We start from the raw sequence: 21,517 nt of genomic DNA, 5'->3' as shown, positions 1-21,517 counted from the left end.
ATGAGGTCTGTATCTTAGTTATCGTGTCGATTCGCCTGGATGTTGATTCCAATTGAGTAAATTGAGGAAAAATTAACAATAAATGAAATATCGCGTTCTTCACTCTGACGAACTCGTCATAAATTATCTGATCGTTAAAGTCTTTTCGATTGGCTAGTGTCGAGAGGCCAGTGGTGAGTGTCAATTACTTCTTTGGCCGCTTAACTCTCAGCTGTAGGTCACAAACTGTAGGGTGCGTCTTGACGCACCCTACTAATATTCTGGCCACGTTATGGTCCCGTTTTTCCAAAATCTCGCATCGCTTCTGCCAGTTCGGGATCATTATCGAATATGGTTTCAATAGTGGCTGTTTTCTTGAGTTTTGCCACGACTTCCTGTTTTTTGTTTTTCTGCAGTTCCGTAAGGATTTTCTTGCGGATTTCCAACTGGAGATCCTCAAACGGTGTGATGTGGGCATCTTCTCTTGCCACGACTTTCACAACTCGGAATCGATCAGAAGCTTCCATGATTTTACTGATCCCGCCAACCGGCATCGTGAATAATTGCTCGTCGATCTCTGTATCTGAGAGGCTCCCTTTTGTGGTCCAGTCCCATTCGCCGGAAAGTGAGGCGGTTGGGCCATCTGAATATTTCTTGGCAACTTCGCCGAAGGTTTTGCCGGCCTGGAGATCCTGAACCGCTTCGTTCAGAACTTTCAGAGCTTCATTTCGTCCGCCATGTTTATTGAAGGAAACGCGAATTTCCTGCCACTTCACTTTGGACGGGAACGAGTAGTCAGCCAGGTGATTGTTATAATACTCAAGAAGTTCCACGCGGCCAATTTCCGCTTTCACTTCTGATTGTGTAGAAAGATACTGCATCGCCAACTGATGTTTGCCAAATGTTTTACGCAGCATGGCCAGCGAAGTGCCCTCTTTCTCCAGCTTCTCATTCAATTCGACAGAGGAAGACGATTGTGTTTTTTCGAGTAGTGAAAGGACGTGCTCTTCAAATGCCTGGTCGAGGACACTATCAAGTTTCTCAGCCTGCTCCTGCTTGAGACTGGTGCGCATCGCATGAGAGAGGAGTGTGCGTTCGATTTGTGATGGCATATCCCGTTTGAGCAGTTCCCGTTGAGCTTGGACGTACTGCTCTTCCGGCATCTTTTCCTTCATCATCTGCATTTGCTTCGAATAAGGAGCAAAGATGTCGCTGGCCAGAATCTGATTGCTGTTCACGACGGCCACGACAGCCGAGTCATCGATAGGATCGGGAGTGATGGCAGAAACTTGAGAAATTCGTACGATTTCACCCGTCGAGGATCCATCCGAAAGAGCGGCTGTCTGCTGAATTTCTGAGACGGCTTTTCCGCTTTGACTGTCATCGAGTGTCAAACGCGGTGGAGCCGGTCCGACCACCGGGTTGTTTGGTCGAACCCGATTAAAATGTTCTTTGAAAGATTGGCATCCCAGGCAGGCAACCAGAGATGTAATACCGAGCATACCCCAGGATGTTCCTGACCACTTTCGGCGCGCAGCCGGGCGTGTGAGGAATCGTGCAGCATGCGGAATCTTTGGGTCCGTTGACATATCAGGCGTTTCACGGGAGACGAGTTTTGTTGACATGCTCACCCCGGACGGGGCTTGCAGAAGGGCTCACAGCTTGCAGATTACTCGTTAAGTTGAGAATTCCGCCTTCAGTAAGCACCGGTCTTAAGGTGGGATTGGGCTTATAGCTCGAATCTCATCGATCCTGCAACACGGATTTCAGGAATTCCAACATCTTTTGTTCATAGCCGGGAGAATTTTCCTGCAAGTCGCCCGGGACGGGAACATAGATTGTATGAGCATCAACCAGGCGCAAGTCGTGTTTAGATAACTCTTTAAAGATTCTCATCTTCTGCGGGGTTCGCCCAGAAAGCACAAAAAACTTGCCTTCAATACGAATTTGATCGATCGAAATCAGGCGGGAATAAATTTGTAACTCTTTCAGCCCCAACAACATTTCTACGGATTCTGGAGGTGTCCCGAAGCGATCTCTGAGTTCTTCCCGCACGTCATTGAGCTGCTGTTCATCTCCGACAGCGGAGATTTTTCGATACATTTCGATCTTGTGGCGTCCCGGTGGCAGATAATCGCTCGGCAAAAACGCATTGATTGGCAAATCGATATTCACATGAGGATGCTCACGCGGAGGCTCATTCTTCAGATTCCGCACCGCATTATCGAGCAAATGGCAATACAGCTCGTATCCGACCACCGAGATATGCCCACTCTGTTCGGTTCCCAGAATATTCCCTGCTCCACGTATTTCCAGATCTCGCATCGCAATCTTAAAGCCTGCTCCCAGTTCGCTGTACTCTTCGATGGCCTTCAAGCGACGGGTCGCAGTCGTCGAGAGAACTTTGCCTTCTTCGACAACCAGATAGCAATAGGCCCGATGTTTATACCGCCCGACGCGTCCCCGTAACTGATGCATATCGGCCAGTCCATAACGGTCGGCCTGATGGATGAAAATCGTGTTTGCATTCGGAATATCGAGCCCACTTTCAATGATCGTCGTCGCGACCAGCACATCGGTTTTGCCGGTCACGAAGTTGAGCATCTGAAATTCGAGTTCATGTTCGCTCATCTGACCATGCACAATCCCAAAACTCGCCTCAGGTACAATCTGCTGCAATTTGTCCGTTAAATCTTCTATGTCGTACACTTTATTGTGCACAAAATAGACCTGCCCATTCCGGTTCAATTCGCGAACAATCGCATTTCGAATCAATTCTTGATCCCAGCGACCAATTCTTGTTTCAATCGCCTGGCGTCCGCGTGGTGGTGTCTGCAGGTTGGAAATATCGCGAATGCCTAGCAGCGACATGTGCAACGTTCTCGGAATTGGTGTCGCGGAAAGCGTGAGAATATCAATTTCCAGACGCAGGCGTTTGAGTGTCTCTTTCGCCTTCACGCCAAAGCGTTGTTCTTCATCGATCACAATCAGCCCGAGGTCTTTAAACTTGATATCCGGCGAGACAATTCGATGAGTTCCGATCACCATATCGACCGAGCCGGCTGCCAGTCCATCCAGAATTTCCTTCTGCTGTTTCGCCGTTCGGAAGCGGGAAAGCATCTCGATATTGAAGGGATATTCGCCCATACGTGTGCTGAAAGAGCGATAATGTTGTTCTGCCAGAACGGTCGTCGGAACCAGCATGGCGACCTGTTTTCCACCATCCATCGCCCGAAACGCGGCTCTCATCGCCACTTCGGTTTTGCCGTAGCCGACGTCCCCACAAATGAGCCGATCCATCGGACGCGGACGCTGCATATCATCCCGAATCGAATCCATTGCCGACTTTTGATCGGGCGTTTCGTTGTAAGGAAATGCGGCTTCAAACTCTTCCTGCCAGTGGGAATCGGCTGGATAAGTGATCCCGACTTTCGCTTCACGGGCGGCTTGCAGACGAATCATATCGGCTGCCATGTCCTCAATCGCCTGCGAAACCTTTTCCTTCTTCTTACTCCAGGTATTCGTACCGATTTTTGACAGCCGGGGCAGTGCTTTACTCGCTCCAACATACTTCTGCACGAGATGAATCAGCGAAACCGGCACATAAATCCGCAGGTTATCGGCGAATTCGATGACCAGATTTTCTTCGAGCCGTTCTTCGGCATCGACCATCTTCATGCCGCGATATTTGCCAATCCCATGACTGACATGCACAACCAGATCACCTTCAGACAGTTCCAGAAAACTGTCAATCGCTCGCGTTTGCAGCGTCCGCTTTTTCTGATTCGGGCGGACATCCCGACGTCCATACAACTCGTGATCGCTGACAACGAGAATGCGCTGCGAAACGAGCCGAAATCCTTTGGAACAACGTCCCAGACAAAGCCGCGTGCGAGAAATCAAATCGGGATGTTTTTCCTGAATCAACTCGGTTAAACGGGATCGCTCTCCTTCATTGAGACAGCAAAGTAAGACGATTTCATCGGGAGCAAGCGACTGTTTCAGTTCCAGTAGGGGATCGGAGTCGCCGACAGCAAATCGCTCGATCGATTCGGTCCGCAATTCACAACTTTGCTCAAGACTTCCAATTGAAATGGCTGAAATACTGACAGAAGGAAACTGCGTACAGGCTTCAATCGCCCCTTTGACATGGAACAATCCCGTTCGATCCTCCAGCCGATCCAGATACAACTTGCCTTCATCATTGAGTTCCTGCAGTTCGGAGAGCACAAACCAACTCGATGTGGGCAGGTAAGAAGTGAGATGCTGAGAAAACTCTTTGGCGGGATTGAACGCTTTCTTTCCTTTTGCCGATTCTGAGGGAAAAAGTGTGAGTTCGATGGAATCGAGCGTTTCAATTTTTCGCTGAGATCCGACATCAAAAGTCCGAATCGATTCGACTTCGTCCCCAAATAATTCAATGCGATAAGGTTGCAAGGCATCCGTCGCAAACAGATCGATTATCCCCCCATGAATCGCAAATTCACCCGGGAATTCAATCGCAGTGGTCCGTTCAAAGCCTCTTTCCACGAGCCAGCGGGAGAATTCATCGAGATCAATTTCGTCACCCACGCTCAAAGGGCGAGAGAACTGACGGAGTTGTTCCGCAGAAGGAACGGGCTGCATGAGGGCTTCGATAGAAGTGACCATGCAGGTAACTGGTTGATCGTTTTCACCAACCGCTGCCAACTGCTTTAAGAGGCTGAGCCGTTGACCGTATTGCGGATCCGACATTCGCCAGTTGGCCGGGCTGCCATCAATTACGGGAAAAACAGCTGGTTCTTCCCCTAAAAACTCAGCCAGATCGACCGCCAGTTCATCGACATCCGACGCCCGGGGGGCGACAACAGTCAGAGTTCCCTCACAGCTTTTCACAAAAACGGCAGCTGCCAAGGCGCGCGCAGAACCCCAAGCACCGTCAATTGTTCCGCTCTCTCCCCGCGCCAGCGCAGAGACTATATTTGCCACCTCAGGAACGGACGCCAACAACGGAACCAGATCAGGAATCCCGGAGATGGAAACCTCCCCAGCCACCTTCTTCTGCTTCGTGGTCATCCAAACATTGTAGAGTTTGCGGAAAGAGCGTCCAGCGAATAGGCAAAAATGGAATTCTGCTAAGAACCGAGTAGAACTCGCGGAAGTACGCGGTTATTCAGATCATGCTTGAACATGACTGTCATCTTGGATAGGGATAGTCATGAATAAGAAATTAATCTGTTTTTGCATTTTTGAATGAATACTTTTTCGATACTTCTTCAGGAGTACCAAATTCTTTGATTAGATGCTCAGCGACAAACTCACCATAAATGTGATGACAATATGCGTTTGGATGAGTGTCGAATTCGGAAACGCGAAAATCAGTCCCCTCATATTTTTCAATATAGTTTTCTATCGTCCAGTGGGTGACGTTAGCTTTCTTACATAATGACTCAATAATTTTTATATACTTTAACTGCTCACGTTGAACGTTCGCGTCAGAGAAAATAAAAACGCGAAATTGAATACCTGCAGATTCGCAAAGTTGCTCGATAGACATTAGTGAGAGTAAAAAACGTTCCTGTGTAACTGACTGCTCCCACTCTTCAAGAGAATGTCCTTCCCAAGCTCCCTGACTAGGAAGGAAGTCACTTAAAGTGGTTGCGTAAATGAAATACTCCGGATTCAAATCCTTGATCAATTCTTCTGTACGCATTTCCACATCGACGGCTGACGCCCCTGAAAATCCCCGATTAATAAATTCAACTGGAAAACCTTCTTTATGTAACATCAACTCCGCTTGATTCGTGAAGATTTCACTTTCTTTCACGCATGCACCATAAGTATAGGAATCACCAGTTACTAATACCCTCAAACGGTCAGTGCGTTTCGGAGGTGTTGGAGCAGAACGTCGATACCCTTGATCATCGACAATGTGCAAAACCCCCATGTAACAAAATATGTTATAGAATTCGTCATCGAATTTTATAACTGGTAGATTATATCTCTTCAGGCCGATTGGAATCTCTTCTTCCTGCACTTCTTGTGCTGAGCTAACGCTGACTTCATTTAATTCCTGACTACTCTTCCTCGCTGAAACTCCAGCAACCCCGATGCATGAAATCAGCAGTAACACTAGTAAAATGGCGGCAAACTTCTGATAGTTGCCAACGATCATGGCAATCGAAAAATTTATTTTGCCGTGACTCAATTTTAATAAGGGTAATTCTAAATATTTGTACGAGACTATCGCCAATATCAGGGAAACTCCAACAGCTGCAATCCCTGATGTCCATCTGGGTTGGATATCGGAATCGGTAAAGCCGAACATGAAGTATACTGGCAAGTGATACAGATAGAGGCCATAACTGACCCGCCCAATCTCTCGTAGAACTGGAATTCTCCCCAGTGATTTCCAGCAGAGCCCCAGCCCAAACAGGCCCGCGCTCAATAAATGAACACAAGAAGGATTCACAATACCACGAGCCAGAACCCGAGCTGTCTGAGTATATAGCTGAAGATCGCACCAGATACTCATCAAATAATAAAGGAGTCCGCTGACTAGAATGGAAGCAATAGACCAGAATACGAGACTCTGATATATCTTTTTGGTCTTCACGGAGTCTTTTTTCGACAGGGAATCCTCAAATATTGCGACCAGACAACCCCAGGAAATCGCTGTAAGTTGGGTGAACGTTATTCGCTGGAGCAGACCATAAATTTCGAGTCGTTGAAATCCATATTCCTGTAAGATTCGCTGTGTTGCCCAGGAGAACACAGGAGTCAACAAAATGATTCCAATTGCAAGTACAGCTGCAAACCGAATTCGAAAGACTAACAAAGTTATAGGCCAGATCAGATAAAAATGTTCTTCTACGCATAAACTCCACACATGGGTGATAGGTGGAATGGGGGCATTCACAAACTCGACAAGAAAATAATCCATTTTTCCTGTGACATACAGAAAATTGAAGCAAAACGTCGCTGCCCAGATCAGTTCTTTAGCGGGCCAGACAACTGCCAGGACAAAAAGCATCGCAAAATAGGGTGGAAGAATCCGTGCGGTTCGACGCTCGTAAAATCGGATCAGGTTCTGGTCTTTGTGGATTAAACCACGCGTAATCAGGAATCCGGAAAGAGCAAAGAAAATCCCGACTCCGACTGCTCCCAGGTTCTCAGGAATCCATCCCAGTCCGCTGAGTGTCTTCAAATGTGCAAATAATACGAGTAGACAGGCAATGGCTCGCAGTGAATCCAGTTGCGGGAGATATTTGCCAAACGTGGAATTAATAGTAGTAAATTGATCGATTTCCGTAGAGTTCATCTTCAATTTCAAGATATCAGAGTATGGAATTGTGCTACAATTCCATCTAATCATTGCTTCTGACAAAGAAGTTTCGTAGATACTCGTTCAAGATTAATATTGTATTAAGGGGATCGCATAAAGATCAGACTTTCAGGTTCCTGTAAATCATTCTTCACCTCTTGATCTCACGAAATCGTTAATGCACTATCTTCATACAATAATATTTTCAGTGTTGTTACTAATTTGTAGTCTGATAGGCTGCGAGCAGTCAGAAATCGTTCAGGAAGGGGATGCGGTCTGGTATGAGCCTGAGGGCCAGATTACCCAGCCGGAAGAGACATCCTCTGTTCCAATGAATACGGAATCTGAAGTCTTCGTTTTGAATACGGAGTCGATTCATGAAGACAAGAAATACGGAATCGGTGTCTCGCTAAATGGGTTCCGACCGTTTCCAGATGACGATCCCTGGAATCAGAAGATTGATCAGGCCGAAGTCGACCCAAAGTCGGATCAAATGCTGGCTTATATCGGTCTGCACGGGCAATTGCATCCCGATTTTGGTTCGGGAACCTGGGAAGGGGCAAAAATCGGTATCCCATATATTGTTGTGCCGGGAGAGCAGCCTCGCGTTTCTGTGAAATATGAAGCCTACGGCGAGGAAAGTGATGCCGGGCCTTTTCCCCTGCCATTTGAGACGCCCGTCGAAGGTGAGCCGTTTGATCGCGGAGATCGTCATGCGATTGTGATTGATCGTGACAACTGGGTGCTGTACGAGTTGTATCGCGCGTTTCCACAGAACGGAGGAGCCAGCTGGCAGGCCGATAGTGGAGCGATTTTCGATTTGAAGAAGAATACCAAACGTCCACGCGGGTGGACCAGCGCCGACGCTGCTGGTTTACCGATCTTTCCGGGATTAGTCCGCTATGAAGAAGTTGGAGAACTCAAAGAAATCCGCCACGCGATTCGCTTTACACTCGACAACACACGGCAAGCTTTTGTTCCACCTGCTTCGCACTGGGCCAGCAGTAACGATCATCCTCTGTTGCCACCACTGGGGATGCGTGTCCGCTTGAAGCAGGATTTTGACCTCAGCAAGTTTCCAGCCGACGTGCAGGTGATTCTGCAATGCCTGAAAACTTACGGCATGATTCTAGCCGACAACGGCAGCGACTGGTTCATCTCCGGCTCCCCCGATGAACGCTGGAACAACGACGAACTTCGCACATTGCGGCAGGTAAAAGTCAAAGACCTGGAGATCATCAAAATGGATGGGTTGATGACACCTTATAGCTTTTAAGGTATTAGATTTCATAGAATAGGGTGGTACGCCCCTGAGCATCGCGAAGTGCGTGGTCTTGTGCAATCGCCACGCCCATTACTTCGTTCGGGGACGTGCCACTCAACTTTTACGCCAGAATCGAATGCAATAAGGACGCCGAGGGGATCCCCTCATCCGGCCTTCGGCTACCGCTCCCCAAGGAGAATATAAGATTATTGCACTGCTAAGCAGCTGAACTTTTTCAAAAGAGGGTGGCTGGGGTCGTGGCGAAGCTCTCAGATTCGTGAAGTGTGGCACTGGCAGAACCAGTGGCACACAATTCGAAAACATTGGACTACGCTGCTCGTTCTCTCAACGCTGGTTGGGAATCATTCGCTTCTTCAAGCTGATCCAGCAAATTGCGAATCACCTGCTCGGCTTCTCGGCGGTCGTTTGTGCGGGATTGCTGTTCGGCTTCCCAATCTTTGCGGGCGGCAATCAGGCGGCTGCGTTCCTGCTCGGCAATCTGCTTTTGGTGTTCCCATTTGATCAAACCATCGGTCATCCAACGGCGGGTAGCCGTCTCGTGTTTTTTGATCTCCTCAAGATACTCGTGTAACTTGTTGAAATCGTCGCGCAGTGTACTCGCGATCGTTTCCACTTGCATACGACTCTCTTGAAAGTCACTTGAAAGTCGCTCATGCAATTCCTGCATCCGGCTTTCATCGACGTCTTTCCCAGAAGCGACGGCCAATTCCGAACGGAAGGCTTCGATTTGCATCCGAAGTAGCAAGGTCTCGCGATGTTTGTCTTCGATTTCCGTACGAACAAGTTGAATTCGTTCCTGCTGATGCAATAAAAACGCCTGCTGACGATGCAACTGGTCTTGCTGTTCCTGATGCCGATGATTGAGCTGCTGGCGTTGAATATGCCATTCATTCTGATCTCGTTCGAGGTCGGCACGTTGACGATTTGTGGCTTCGCGCTCCTGTTCCAACTGTGCTCGAACGACACTTTCTTCCCGGTCGAGAGCCTGTACACGAACTTCCAGAATCTGCCGTGCTTGAGCGGTCTGCTTCTTAACCATCCGATTTTGCTCGGCGAATTTTTGCAAAGCTGCCAGCGATTTTTGAGAATCCTCCCTGGCGATCCGCTTCTGCTGTTCTACTTGAGTGCGCAAGCGTTCCAGATGATCTTCCTGGAGTTTTAATCGGCGAGTCGCCTGTGCCTGTTGATGAGAGAGGTCTTCGAGTTGTGTCTGACAGAACTCTTCAAACTGCTGCCGTTTGTCGGCGAGCATTTCGTCCGTTTCCTGCTGAACACGTGCAATTTCTTCCAGACGGGTGGTGCGTAAATGTTCGACTTCGTCTTCCGTTTCGCGGAGTCGTTCTTCCTGCTGAGCTTTTTCGATTTGCCAGGTTTTTTGAGCAGCGATCAACTCTTCCTGATCAATTTCAATTTGACGGGCTTCGTCTTCGAGGCGTTGCTGACGGCGTTCGACGGTTGATTCCCGCTCGGTCACCATTTCTTCACGCTGATCGAGATCGAGCTGAGTTTGCTGGACCGATCGGGTGAATTTCTCCTGACGTTCGTCGAGCTCTCGAGCTTTTGCGTCGACCTTCTGTTCCCGATGATCGAGCTCAGTCAGCCGAATTCTCAACTGATCGAACACGCGGCCCGCTTCGGAAAGCAGGGCATCTGGGGCAGGTTCAACCGGTTTTGTGGCAGGAAATTGCGGGCGAACAGTGGACGATTCCTTCAAATCCACTCGCGGTCTGTGACCAATCGACTGAGCCTCGGTTTTCTGTGGAAAACGAGGGGCAACTGGCTTCTGAGATTCCTCCGCTGAGGATGCATCGCTCACGGGGACTCCTTTCCCTACGAGACTGTCATTTCGTGTCCGCAGTGCGAACTGTGCAATAATTGCAATAAATCGTTACAAGCACGAAGCGCAAGCGAGTGTGTGCATTCTGCGTCAAGGACACACTCGCTTGCGCTTCGTGCTTGTATTTTCATCTGCTGCAGGGATCCTCCCTGAGAACAAGTGAAAAACAGCTGCGTCACTGATAACGACAATGACGCAACTGATGTTCTCATTGCAACTTCCGTGATTATAGGTGTTTATCGAGAGTTGCTGCAAGCTGTTCTTTCGGAACGACTCCCGTCAAACGTTCGACCAGTTCGCCACCTTTGAAGACCATCAGAGTTGGAATCGCGCTGATGCCGTGTTCTGAAGCGGTATTCGGGTTATCATCGGTATTCAGTTTGCCGACGCGTGCTTTGCCTTCGTAATCGTTGGCGAGCTCTTCGATGGTTGGGGTCAGCATTTTGCAGGGGCCGCACCAGGGAGCCCAGAAATCGACGAGAACTGCCTGATCTCCCTGCAATACTTCCGTTGAGAAATTGTCATCGGTAAACTCAATCACATTACCACCGGCCATTTTCGTAATCCTTGATTTTCGTCAGCTTGTGCCGGTCTTGGACCCGCGTTCCTGAACTGTATTTTGATAAAAAGTAAATTGAATCGACAACGATTCAGTAATTCACCCTTCGACAGCGTTATTATAGAAGCGTCGATTGTGGTGTCAACATTTTCGGGAATCCCCCAGTTTTACTCATTTGACCTTTTGCCAGACTTCGCAGACTATGCAGTGTAAGAACAAAATGACAATCTTTAATAGCCATTCCAGTTTCACCCAGACGGTTGGTTGGCAATGTTCATTCCTCTTCTCACATGCAATGTTGCTACCCCTTGTGGTTATATGTGCAGTAGTTTTTCATGTAGAGATGACATGGGCACAGGAATCGCCATTTGGGATCTCGGAAACACAGGCGGTTTCTGTTGAGAATCTCAGTCCCTGGCTGACGGAGATTCCTCTGAAAATCAAACGCACGGGTTTCCTTCCGGAAGAGAATGAAACCTATTACCTCGTACTCGGTTACGCCAGTTCTGCGAATTCGAAAGAAGTTAAGGATGCAGCGACTGATTTTTTGAAACAACGCTGGGAGCAATCCAAGTATAGTCATCTCCCTTTTGAACAATTCCCGGTTTATGTCGATATGTACCTCAATCCAAAAGCCTATCAGGGGCGGCCGGTCACCATGTCCGGGCATCTACAGCGGACTGTCATCAGTGAGCCTGGCAAAAATGAACATGGTGTCGATCAACTTTGCGAAGCCTGGTTGTACACGGACGACTCTCAATCGAATCCAACCGTCGTGCTTTCCACGAGCTTTCCAGAGGGCATGCCCATTGGTGAGCAGGCGATCGATCATGTGACCGTCACAGGCTATATTTATCGCATGTATACTTACGAAGCTCGCGATACGGGCCGTTTTGCTCCTGTTTTGATGGCTAATCACATTCAATGGACACCTCCGCAGGCTAAAAATTCGTCCGACTATTCACTCCTGCAGATCATTTTCATCTTTGGACTATTGCTCGGACTAAGCCTCTTTATCGCCTTGGTGTTGCAGCAACGCTGGCTAGTGAAACGCGAACAGGAACGCATCGCTCAAAGTTTGCTGGAAGAAGAGCCGCCGAAGTTTTAACGATTTTGCTTTCCCAGGATTATTTATTCCTTACTTCAATATTTACTTGAATCAGATTTTTATTCGCAGATGACTTACCCTCCCTCCGAGCCCATTGCACATCCTGTTCGACTTGCCGTTCTAATCTCCGGCGGTGGGACGACACTTGATAATTTCATGACGAGGATTCAATCGGGAGAACTGAAAGCAGAGGTCTCACTGGTCATCGCTTCGCGTCCCGATTGTGGCGGCATCGAAAAAGCAAAACGGCACGGTTTGCCGTTGGAAATTCGCCCGCGAAAAGAGTTTAATTCCGTTGCTGAATTCAGTCAGTCGGTCTTTGAAGCCTGCCGTCGGCAGAATGTTGAACTTGTCATTCTCGGCGGCTTTCTGAGCCTGTTGGAAATCCCGGACGACTTTATGTGGCGAGTGATGAATATTCATCCATCATTGATCCCCGCATTTTGTGGACAGGGGTTTCATGGCGCGCGCGTGCACGAAGCGGCTTATGAGCGAGGTGTGAAAGTCTCGGGCTGCACCGTCCATTTTGCAGATAATCAGTACGACCACGGCCCGATCATCCTGCAGCGAACCGTCGCAATTGACCATCAGGATCAGCCAGCCGACATTGCAGCGAAAGTTTTTGTGCAGGAATGCGAGGCATACCCGGAAGCGATCCGCCTGTTTTCACAGGGGCGATTAAGTATGGAAGGGAAGCGGGTTGCGGTGAGATAATAAAGGCGACCCGAGTCAGTCATGACTCGGGTGTTGTCACGATTCCTGTGCGATCTTTTTTATAATTCGCCGTTAATGACCCAAACCCACCCGAGCCATAACTGGCTCGGCTCGCCAGTGTAATTGCTGTAGGTCAGGCTGTGCCTGACGAAATTCAACGTCAAATGTTAATCATGTCAGGCAATAGCCTGACCTACAATTTATAGACAAATTTCCATGCTCAGTGTTTCCGAAGCTTTCCAACTCATTGAACAAACCATCCTCCCCGCATCCGTCTGTGAAGTCCCTCTTTCTCAGGCAGCAGGGCGAGTCTCTGCCTGCGATGTGATTTCCGATAGCGATTCGCCTCCATTTAACAAAGCGTTGATGGATGGTTTCGCGATCCGCACGCTGGATATTCAGGATGATGTCCGACTGAAAGTCATCGAACGAATTACGGCTGGTGAAGTTCCTCAATGTTCTCTCGAACCAGGAACCGCCATTCAGGTGATGACGGGGGCTCAGTTGCCAGCCGGGACTGACGCGGTCATCCGAATTGAAGATGTCCTCACGCCTGAGGAAGACGAAATTTCCTTCACCATTGACTCGATTTCCCCAGGTCGAAACGTAATGTCCCGTGGCGAAAGTATGCAGATGGGCGAAGTCGTCGTCGCCTGCGGAGAGCGGCTCGCGTTTCCGAAAATTGCTTTACTGGCAGAGTTGGGACGCAGCAAAGTCTCGATTATCCCACAGCCAAGTGTCGCCGTTCTGGCAACAGGCAATGAACTCGTACCGATCGATCAGACGCCGGGACCTGGACAAATCCGCAATTCCAACGAAACGATGCTGGTCGCTCAGGTGGAAAACGCAGGCGTAAAAGCAGTCCCGCTGGGAATAGCCCGGGATGATCGGGACGATTTGCGATCCCACATGAAAACCGGCCTGCAGTCCGATTTCCTCTTACTTTCCGGCGGAGTTTCTGCGGGAGTGCTCGATTTGGTACCGAGTGTGCTGGCCGAACTCGGGGTTCAGCAGGTCTTTCATAAAGTGCATATGAAACCCGGGAAGCCAATCTGGTTTGGAGTCCGACCAGCTGATGCAGAGAATTCTCGTCCCTGCTATGTGTTTGGTTTGCCCGGAAACCCGGTCAGTTCCATGGTTTGCTGTGAATTATTCGTCAAATTTGCCTTGAATCGGATCGAAAATCTTCCGGGGCTACCTGCAGAAAGTCGGAAAGCCCGTCTGAGGCAAGCTCATCTAGTCAAAGGAGACCGTCCGGTTTATTATCCCGCCAGAATTACCCACAACGATCACGAATTAACGGCGACCCCGGTCCGCTGGGTCGGCTCGGCTGATTTGCGAGGAGCATCGGAAGCGAATGGCATGATTCTGTTTACTCCGCGTGATGCAGAGTATCAGGAAAATGAAATCGTTGATGTGTGGAAGTGGATTGAAATAATTTGACAAAGTACCACGGGGCTTTGACCCGTGTTGGGTGGGTGGCACGACCCTGAATGAAGCGAAGGGCGTGGTTGTTGCAATCGCCACGCCCATCACTTGTTCTGGGACGTGCCACCCTGCAAACGTAATTGAAAACATAAATACAAGCACGAAGCGCAAGCGAGTGTGTCATTTCGAGTGTCCTTTAACTCACTCGATTGCGCTTCGTGCTTGTAAAAGAATGATTGTCGACAACAGAAAATCGAGACTCTCATGGATGATGCAAACACGATGACGGCTCCAGAAACGCAGACGCGACAGTCTCAATCAGTCCCAACGGAGAAAAGGAAACGCGGTCGCGTGGAATTGAGTGTTCAGCAGATTATTGAAAAGGCAGAAAACGAGCCTGTCAAATTTCGTTATGCGGCGATCTGGTCAGCCTGTGCGGGACTGATGCTCTGGGCGAGTTATCCTCCTTTGAGTTGGAGTCCACTGGCGTGGGTTGCCATCCTGCCCTGGTTACTGTTGATACGCATCGAACAACCGACTCGCCGCATGCTGTTCGCCTCTTATGTCGGCGGATTATGTTTTACAATTCCAGCTCTGCAGTGGATGCGTTATGGCGATCCGCTCATGTATATCGGCTGGATGGCGCTCGCGTTTTATATCGCCGCGTATGTCCCGGCATTTATCGGAATTACTCGAATCGCCGTTCATCGCTGGAAATTACCTTTATTGGTCGCGGCTCCCGTTGTCTGGACAGGACTCGAATACTTACGCGGTTTTCTCTTCACTGGCTTCGGCTGGTATTATCTGGGACATTCGCAAGTGCTATGGCTCGAACTGATTCAAATCAGCGATCTTGTCGGTGCCTACGGCGTCAGCTTTGTGATGGTCCTGTTTGCTTCGGCTGTCGCTTTGCAAATTCCAGCCAGCTGGATGCGTCGCATCGGGATTCTCAAGCCAGGTGCAGAACAAATCGAACCACGAGCCATGCGTTCGCTTATCATCGCCACTGCCGTACTCGGATCAACCCTCGGCTACGGCTATTACCGTTGTTCAGTTGCCGACTTCCAGCCTGGACCCCGAGTCGCATTGATTCAGGGAAATTTCCGGGCCTCTCTGGTTGTTCCGCCCAATGAGTATGAAGAATCGTTTCTGGTTCATAATGAATTGACGGGCATGGCAGTTGAACATCAGCCGGATCTGATTGTCTGGCCTGAAGGCATGTTTCGTTATGCTCTTCTCGAAGCCGATGAAAATCTCTCGGCAGCCGACTTAAGCCAGATTGCTCCGCATATTTCTCCCGGCAGTTGGAGAAACAGCGATGTGAATAGTACCTTGGCCACAATGAGTGAGAAAGCCGGGGCGGCTCTCGTGATTGGTCTGGGTGCCTACGTCGCTTCGACTGATGGACTGGCACAATACAATGCCGCTCAGTTTGTGACTCCCGAAACGGGCATCGATCAACGCTACGACAAACTTCACCGTGTTCCCTTTGGAGAATACATTCCCGGTTCCGACTATCCATTGCTCTCAGGATTCTTCCCACAGAACTTCGGCCTGACTGCCGGCAAGCAAGCGGTTCCGTTTGATTATGAATCGTGGCGTTTTGCTCCGGTCATCTGTTTTGAAGATACCGTCCCACATGTCACGCGAAAAATTACACACGCGATTGAATCGCAATCGGAAAAGCCCGTCGATGTGCTGATTAACCTCTCGAACGATGGCTGGTTTGCAGGATCAAGCGAACACGATCAGCATCTCATCACGGCTCAGTTCCGAGCCATCGAATTGAGAAAGCCACTTGTCCGAGCCGCCAATATGGGAATCTCATCCTGCATTGATGGCAATGGTCAAGTTCTCGAACCCGAAGTCTTCATGACCAAAGATCAAGTCAACTGGCAGCCCCGCGAAATTTCTTTTATCGATCCTGATACGGGAACGTATCGCAAGAAACTGGAAGCAGTACTCGTGCAAACGGTGCCCCTCGATAATCGCAGTAGTCTGTATCTAATGCTCGGGGACTGGTTTGCGGCTTTTTGCCTGTTCGCTTGTGGAGCGTTGATTTTGTCACGCTGGTTTCCGAAGCGCGAGACGGCTAACAGCAACGCTTAATCCCAGTTTCATCGGGGCGATTTTTCACATTTTAGTGTTCAAGTTCCTGACGAGCGGTTATGATCAGTTTTCGTTGATTCGTACATGCGAATGACTGATTCATAAGTTAAATCACTTGATGTGTTGATCTCACACTTCCATTGTGAGTGTCTTTGTCAAAGTGATGAAATCCACAAATCCCCGGCAGGAAATCGATGGTTAAACTTCTCGCAACAGCAGTTTTACTGGTCGTGTCATCTCTCCACGCCAAAGCAGCCGATGTTGATTATGTACACGATGTGCGGCCCATTCTGCAGAAGCATTGCTATTCCTGTCATGGAGCCGAAACGCAGAAAAGTGGACTCCGTCTCGATATCAAATCCGAAGCGTTCAAAGGGGGCGATGGTTGGGGGCCGAGTCTGATCGCGGGGAAGTCTGAGGAAAGCCCAATCATTGAACTGGTTTCCAGCGATGACGAATCTTACCGGATGCCACCGGAAGGAAACGGACTCAGTGCAGCAGAGATTGAAACGCTCACACGCTGGGTCGATGAAGGTGCCAACTGGCCAGACGGCGTCGATCTTGCCAAGCTGGAAGACCGGATGGATCACTGGTCTTTCAAACCGCTGACTTCACCAGATGTTCCTACGGTGGAGAATTCGGAATGGGCTCGCAATGAGATCGATCGTTTTATTCTTGCGAGGCTGGAACAGGAAAACCTGAACCCTGTGACTACTGCGGATGCGACCACCTGGTTGCGGCGCGTGACATTGGATCTGACAGGACTTCTGCCGACTCCACAGGAGTTGAACGAGTTTATTGAAGATGCCGAGCATGGCGAGGCGGCTTATGAGAAAGTCGTCAATCGCTTGCTGGCATCTCCGCGCTACGGCGAGCATTTTGCGCAGCATTGGCTGGATGTCGTTCGTTATGCCGATACGCACGGATTTGAAGTGAACACCGAAAGACCGAACGCCTGGCCTTATCGCGATTATGTGATCGAAGCGTTCAATAAAGACACGCCTTACGATCAGTTCATTAAAGAACAGCTGGTCGGCGATGCGATGGGAACTGATGCAGCGACCGGTTTTCTGGTCACCGCTTCTGTCTTATTGCCGGGACAAATCGGGAAAGATGCTCCCTCGATCCGACTGGCTCGACAGGATGCATTAGACGAGATTGTAAACAATATCGGCCAGACGTTCCTCGGTCTGAGCATCGGCTGCGCCCGTTGTCACGATCACAAATTCGATCCGATTTCAGCCAAAGATTATTACTCGATGCAGGCCTTTGTCGCTGGAGTTGAGTATGGGGATCGTCCGATGCAGACTCCCGAAACCGAAGCGTTACAACTTCAAGCGAAGTTGCATCGGAAACGAGTAGAAGAGATTGATCAACAATTACTCGCCTTCGTACCACTGGCACATCCGCGGCAGGACGCTAGTAATAACTCAGGCACGACCAGTGCCGAGTTGAACGTCGAATCCTTTTCTCCCATCGAGGCAAAGTTCGTTCGGTTCACCATTCACGATTGCAATCTGCATCCGAAACTCGGATTGATCGAGCCCTGCATCGACGAATTTGAAATCTGGACCGATGAAGAGTCTCCCCAAAATATCGCCCTGGCTTCACACGGCACAAAGGTGACAGCTTCAGGCAGCCGGATTTCAGCCAGTCATAAACTCGAACATATTAATAATGATGTGTATGGAAACTCGAGCAGTTGGATGTCCGACACTCCAGGAACCGGTTGGGTGATCTTTGAACTGCCGACTGCGACACGGATTTCAAAAATCATTTGGAGCCGCGACCGCAACGGACAATTCAACGACCGACTTCCGACCTCCTATACCCTCGAAGCTGCAATTTTTGAAGACGATTACACACAATTGAAATATGTTCCACCACAGCGTTCGCCCGTTGTCACGACTATGAATACGGATCGTTTTGTACCAGTCCGTGCAAAACGACTCCGATTCACTGTCCTCGCGACCAATAGCCTTGAACCCTGTATTGATGAACTCGAAGTCTACAATACAAATGGCCAGAACATCGCCCTGGCCAGTCAGGGAACAACCGTGAAAACTTCGGGCGAAACCATCGTCAGTAATCGACATGAGTCTCAGTTTCTAAACGATGGGAAATATGGCAATTCACGAAGCTGGTTGTCTAATCAGACCGACCAGAGTTGGGTCGAACTGGAATTCACTCAAGAACAGGAGATTGATCGCGTTGTCTGGGGGCGGGATCGAGAAGGAAAACTGAAGGATCGGTTGCCGATTGAGTATCAAATCGAAATCAATGCCAACGAAGAGACGTGGCAACTGATTGCAGACTCTTCGGATCGGAAATCATGGAGTGCGAAGGACGAGCAGAAATCAGGTTTTTCAACGGTCGGTTTGAGCAATGAAGAAGCCAAAGCGGCCAACCGATTATTGAACGAACAAAAAAGTCTGAATGCGAAAATCAAGTCTGCCGAGAATGGTCAGCTGGCATTTGCGGGCAAGTTCCGCAAGCCGGATGAGATCCATCTGCTCCGTCGTGGCGATCCCGAGCAACCAGCAGAGAAAGTAACTCCAGCTGTTTTGAGTTCACTGGACGAGTTCACGCTTCCCGCGACAACTCCCGAGCAGGAGCGTCGAATACAGCTTGCCGAATGGATTGCAGACCCCGAGAATCCACTGACGGCCCGGGTGATGGCAAACCGCATCTGGCAATGGCATTTTGGGACTGGATTTGTCGATACCCCGAACGACTTTGGTCGTAATGGCACTAAGCCGACGCATCCGGAATTGCTGGACTGGCTGGCACAGGAGTTGATACGCTCAGACTGGTCTGTCAAACAGATGCATCGGAAAATAGTCCTCTCGTCGACGTATCGCCAATCAACTCAGTTTAATGCAGAAGCTGCCAAGATTGATTCGGAATCGCGCCTGCTATGGCGGTGGCCAGCGCGACGGATGTCAGCTGAGTCGATTCGCGATTGTATTCTCGCCGTCAGTGGGCAGTTGAATCTGAAAATGGGCGGGCGGGGATATAACCTGTTCAAACAACGGGGCGGACTTTCCGGCTATACACCAATCGAAACGTTTGAACAAGATGGACTGCGTCGAATGATTTACGCACACAAAGTGCGTCGCGAAAGAGACGCGGTTTTCGGAGCCTTTGATTGTCCGGATGGCGGACAAAGTCAGGCTCGACGTATCGAATCGACAACACCAATTCAGGCACTCAATCTATTCAACAGCCGCTTTGTTATCGATCAGGCAGAAGAGTTTGCGAAGCGTGTTCAGTCGGAAGTGGGAGACGATACGAATCAACAGGTTCAACAGGTCTATCTGGTTGCACTGAATCGCAACCCCAGCGATGAAGAATTGAAGGATATTGAGCCGATCGTCCGTGAGTACGGTTTAGCAACACTGTGTCGAGTTCTGTTTAACAGCAACGAGTTTTTGTTTATTCCATAATATTTACATACTGGGCGGCCCCAAAAGATTCTTTCGGGGCGGCGCTGCCGTAAGAGATTTTGCTATTAAACATGATATCTACTGAAAAACCTCTTATGGACTTCGTCACCCAGATGTGTAGGTCAGGCACTGCCTGACGACTTTCAAGGTGGTACGCACAATTCGTCAGGCAGTGCCTGACCTACAGTTTTCCAGCATAGAGACGAACCATGTTCAATTCAAATCCGCAGATTTCAATCAACGGCCGACAGCTCTTGAATCGCCGTGGTTTTCTCAACGAATCGGCGACGGCTCTCGGCTCAATCGCTCTTCTGGATTTACTGGCAAACGATCGCCTGCTCGCAGAACAGCCTGCGATTAATCCTGCTCACCCCTTTGCACCGCGGGCCAGTCATTATCCGGCTAAGGCAAAAAATGTCATTGTGATTTTCTGTGCGGGAGCCGTCAGTCAACTGGAGACCTGGGACTACAAACCGGAGCTCATCAAGTATGACGGGCAACCCCTCAAAGGTGGTCCGGCTGTCACGTTTCAGGGCCCAGCAGGAGATCTGGCTCGGCCGCAGTATGAGTTTCGTCAACGGGGAGAAACCGGGAAGTGGGTCAGTGAGATGATTCCTCATCTGGCCGAGTTGACCGATGACATCGCCTTTGTGCATTCCCTCACCAGTAAAAGTAATACGCACGGCCCCGCAGAAAATTTTCTTTCGACAGGAACGCCACTGGATGGTTTTCCGAGTCTCGGTTCGTGGGTCAGTTATGCACTGGGAAGCGAGAATCAAAATTTGCCCGCTTATGTCGCCATTCCTGATCCACGCGGCGTCCCTCAAAATGGTTCAAACAACTGGGGCCCAGGATTTCTACCAGCTGCGTTTCAGGGAACTCCTTTAAGTTCCAAAGAGCCGATCCGTCATCTGAAACCTCCAAAGATTTCTTCAGAGGCTGATCGTGAAGCCAGGCAGCTCCTACAGCGAATGAATGAGCGTCATCTGGATAAGCATCCCGGTGACAGCAAACTCGCTGCTCGAATTGCCAGTTACGAACTGGCGGCTCGCATGCAGTTGAGCGTGCCTGAGATTACCGATTTGGATTCCGAACCTGCCCACATCCTCAAAAGTTATGGAGCGGATGATGAATCGAATCCGATCCGCGCCGCGTTTGCCCGCAATTGCATTCTTGCTCGCCGTATGATTGAAAGTGGTGTCCGTTTCGTTCAGTTGTTTAACGGAGCCTATGCCAGTGGCGGGGAATTGAATTGGGATGGTCACAGCAAACTCAAGGAACAATATGACAAACATGCCTCCATTTTGGATCAGCCAACTGCGGCAATGATCAAAGACATGAAAGAGAGAGGATTGTTAGAAGATACCCTGGTCGTCTGGTGTACGGAATTTGGCCGGATGCCGTTCTTCCAGAAGGGGGCCAAGGGGCGTGATCATAATCCCGATGGCTTCACTTGCTGGCTGGCAGGCGCGGGCGTTAAGCCCGGGGTGAGTCATGGGGTGACGGACGAGTTCGGTCAGAAAGCCGTGCAAGATATTCATCCGCTTTACGATTTCAACGCCACGATTCTGCATCTGCTCGGACTTGACCACGAACGCCTGACCTTCGAACACAACGGCATCGAACGCAGGCTGACCAATGTTGAAGGACATTTGATTAAGGAAGTACTTGCTTAGAACTTCCCGTAATGAAGACCCGGGTGGCGGGGGCGCTCTCGAAGAGAAGCCCCCGAATAATCGAACTTCCGGG

General features: G+C 49.6%; 12 protein-coding genes. 7 read left to right on the top strand and 5 right to left on the bottom strand.

Annotation, left to right across the window (positions count from 1 at the left end):
- Positions 1–269: 269 nt before the first annotated feature.
- From Pan54_RS14195 to Pan54_RS14185, 3 genes are all read right to left on the bottom strand, one after another.
- Positions 270–1,604, bottom strand: a complete 1,335-nt coding sequence (locus Pan54_RS14195; protein ID WP_146504105.1) for a peptidylprolyl isomerase — start codon at positions 1,602–1,604, stop codon at positions 270–272.
- Between the two features lie 118 nt (positions 1,605–1,722).
- On the bottom strand, positions 1,723–5,034 hold the full coding sequence (gene mfd, locus Pan54_RS14190; RefSeq protein WP_146504104.1) for a transcription-repair coupling factor: 3,312 nt from the start codon (positions 5,032–5,034) through the stop codon (positions 1,723–1,725).
- Between the two features lie 154 nt (positions 5,035–5,188).
- Entirely contained in the window at positions 5,189–7,345 is a 2,157-nt protein-coding gene (locus Pan54_RS14185) for an acyltransferase family protein (RefSeq protein ID WP_146504103.1), read from the bottom strand.
- Between the two features lie 145 nt (positions 7,346–7,490).
- On the opposite strand from Pan54_RS14185, the gene Pan54_RS14180 reads away from it, so the two are divergent.
- Entirely contained in the window at positions 7,491–8,558 is a 1,068-nt protein-coding gene (locus Pan54_RS14180) for a hypothetical protein (RefSeq protein ID WP_207310143.1), read from the top strand.
- Positions 8,559–8,874: 316 nt separating this feature from the next.
- Here Pan54_RS14180 and Pan54_RS14175 read toward each other — a convergent pair whose 3' ends face one another.
- Positions 8,875–10,383, bottom strand: a complete 1,509-nt coding sequence (locus Pan54_RS14175; protein WP_146504102.1) for a hypothetical protein — start codon at positions 10,381–10,383, stop codon at positions 8,875–8,877.
- 247 nt (positions 10,384–10,630) lie between these two features.
- Positions 10,631–10,960, bottom strand: a complete 330-nt coding sequence (gene trxA, locus Pan54_RS14170; protein ID WP_146504101.1) for a thioredoxin — start codon at positions 10,958–10,960, stop codon at positions 10,631–10,633.
- A gap of 346 nt (positions 10,961–11,306) precedes the next feature.
- On the opposite strand from trxA, the gene Pan54_RS14165 reads away from it, so the two are divergent.
- The 6 genes from Pan54_RS14165 (at position 11,307) to Pan54_RS14140 (ending at position 21,444) form a co-directional block, all read left to right on the top strand.
- Positions 11,307–12,071, top strand: a complete 765-nt coding sequence (locus Pan54_RS14165; protein WP_146504100.1) for a hypothetical protein — start codon at positions 11,307–11,309, stop codon at positions 12,069–12,071.
- A gap of 69 nt (positions 12,072–12,140) precedes the next feature.
- Entirely contained in the window at positions 12,141–12,785 is a 645-nt protein-coding gene (gene purN / locus Pan54_RS14160) for a phosphoribosylglycinamide formyltransferase (RefSeq protein ID WP_146504099.1), read from the top strand.
- A 216-nt stretch (positions 12,786–13,001) separates the two neighbouring features.
- Complete coding sequence (locus Pan54_RS14155) at positions 13,002–14,228, top strand: molybdopterin molybdotransferase MoeA (RefSeq protein WP_146504098.1); 1,227 nt, start codon at positions 13,002–13,004, stop codon at positions 14,226–14,228.
- Between the two features lie 249 nt (positions 14,229–14,477).
- The gene (gene lnt / locus Pan54_RS14150; RefSeq protein WP_146504097.1) at positions 14,478–16,322 is read left to right on the top strand and encodes an apolipoprotein N-acyltransferase; all 1,845 of its coding nucleotides are present in this window, start codon (positions 14,478–14,480) and stop codon (positions 16,320–16,322) included.
- 194 nt (positions 16,323–16,516) lie between these two features.
- Positions 16,517–19,768, top strand: a complete 3,252-nt coding sequence (locus tag Pan54_RS14145; RefSeq protein WP_146504096.1) for a PSD1 and planctomycete cytochrome C domain-containing protein — start codon at positions 16,517–16,519, stop codon at positions 19,766–19,768.
- A 209-nt stretch (positions 19,769–19,977) separates the two neighbouring features.
- The gene (locus Pan54_RS14140) at positions 19,978–21,444 is read left to right on the top strand and encodes a DUF1501 domain-containing protein (RefSeq protein WP_146504095.1); all 1,467 of its coding nucleotides are present in this window, start codon (positions 19,978–19,980) and stop codon (positions 21,442–21,444) included.
- The last annotated feature ends 73 nt before the right edge of the window (positions 21,445–21,517 follow it).

It is taken from the genome of Rubinisphaera italica (assembly GCF_007859715.1).
In the GTDB taxonomy this organism is placed as follows: domain Bacteria; phylum Planctomycetota; class Planctomycetia; order Planctomycetales; family Planctomycetaceae; genus Rubinisphaera; species Rubinisphaera italica.
The sequence above is the reverse complement of the archived record's forward strand: the minus strand, read 5'-3'. Positions and strand labels throughout refer to the sequence as shown.

What these genes read in the sequence shown, in the direction of transcription:
- trxA (WP_146504101.1), bottom strand. Translation starts at nt 10,960, where the DNA reads ATGGCCGGTGGTAATGTGATTGAGTTTACCGATGACAATTTCTCAACG.
- Pan54_RS14145 (WP_146504096.1), top strand. Translation starts at nt 16,517, where the DNA reads ATGGTTAAACTTCTCGCAACAGCAGTTTTACTGGTCGTGTCATCTCTC.
- Pan54_RS14195 (WP_146504105.1), bottom strand. Translation starts at nt 1,604, where the DNA reads ATGTCAACAAAACTCGTCTCCCGTGAAACGCCTGATATGTCAACGGAC.
- Pan54_RS14165 (WP_146504100.1), top strand. Translation starts at nt 11,307, where the DNA reads ATGACATGGGCACAGGAATCGCCATTTGGGATCTCGGAAACACAGGCG.
- mfd (WP_146504104.1), bottom strand. Translation starts at nt 5,034, where the DNA reads ATGACCACGAAGCAGAAGAAGGTGGCTGGGGAGGTTTCCATCTCCGGG.
- Pan54_RS14140 (WP_146504095.1), top strand. Translation starts at nt 19,978, where the DNA reads ATGTTCAATTCAAATCCGCAGATTTCAATCAACGGCCGACAGCTCTTG.
- purN (WP_146504099.1), top strand. Translation starts at nt 12,141, where the DNA reads ATGACTTACCCTCCCTCCGAGCCCATTGCACATCCTGTTCGACTTGCC.
- lnt (WP_146504097.1), top strand. Translation starts at nt 14,478, where the DNA reads ATGGATGATGCAAACACGATGACGGCTCCAGAAACGCAGACGCGACAG.
- Pan54_RS14155 (WP_146504098.1), top strand. Translation starts at nt 13,002, where the DNA reads ATGCTCAGTGTTTCCGAAGCTTTCCAACTCATTGAACAAACCATCCTC.